Origin of the sequence: Methylomonas rivi (assembly GCF_024505165.1) — a bacterium.
Lineage (GTDB): Bacteria > Pseudomonadota > Gammaproteobacteria > Methylococcales > Methylomonadaceae > Methylomonas > Methylomonas rivi.
Genome location: NZ_JANIBK010000356.1, coordinates 1 through 761, shown reverse-complemented (window position 1 = coordinate 761; position 761 = coordinate 1). Strand labels below are relative to the sequence as shown.

1 protein-coding gene and 1 pseudogene are annotated in these 761 nt (G+C 63.3%); both read right to left on the bottom strand.

All coding sequences use genetic code 11. The annotated features are described in order from the left end of the window. Positions 1-495: PstA family ABC transporter permease (locus NP596_RS21710; RefSeq protein ID WP_256617453.1), on the bottom strand; the 495-nt coding region annotated here is incomplete at its 3' end. Then, positions 488-761: pseudogene (locus NP596_RS21705) on the bottom strand (phosphate ABC transporter permease subunit PstC); the annotation flags it as partial. The gene NP596_RS21710 and the pseudogene NP596_RS21705, both read right to left, overlap by 8 nt.

Sequence of the window (761 nt, the reverse complement as noted above, 5' to 3'; positions counted from 1 at the left end):
GGCGCATACCCGGTAATCGTCCGGCGCCGCGCGCAAGCCGGCCGCCGCAGTGTTGATCATGATGGGCAGCGCCATGCAGGCCAAGGTCAAGCCGCCGGACAGTATCGAAAAACCCAGTCCCAGGTAAATACAGAAAAAGGCGTTGCCGAACAAGCCGAAGACGATGGACGGCACCCCGGCCAATACGTCCAGGCTGCGTTCGATTAAGCGGCCGAAGCGGCTGCTTGGCGAAGTGAATTCGCTGAGCAGGATCGCGGTGGCCAAACCCAGCGGCCCGGCGGCGATAACGGCAACCAGCACGATCAGCCCGGTCGAGACGATAATCGGTGCGATGCCGCCGGCGCGTCCGGCGTCGCTCGGCGCCGTGGATAAAAACGTCCAGGACAGCCGGGGCAGGCCGTTCAGCAACATGTCGGCCAACAGCCGGACGAATACCGCGCAGATCAGCATGGCACTCAGCCAGATCAAACCTGTCGCCAGCCGATTTTTAGGCATAAGGCGTTTTCCTGTTCAACGCGTCGGCCACACCGACCAGTATCAGCACCAGCAGCATCAAGGCCAATCCCGAAACGAACAGCGCGGCGCGGTGGTCGCCCATCGCATAAGCCATTTCCAGGGCGATATTGGCGGTCAGGGTGCGCACCGAATCGAACAGGCTGTGCGGTTGTTGCACGGCATTGCCGGCTACCATCAGCACCGCCATGGTTTCGCCCAGCGCCCGGCCCGCCGCCAGCAGCAGGCCGGAGATCAAGCCGCCGTGG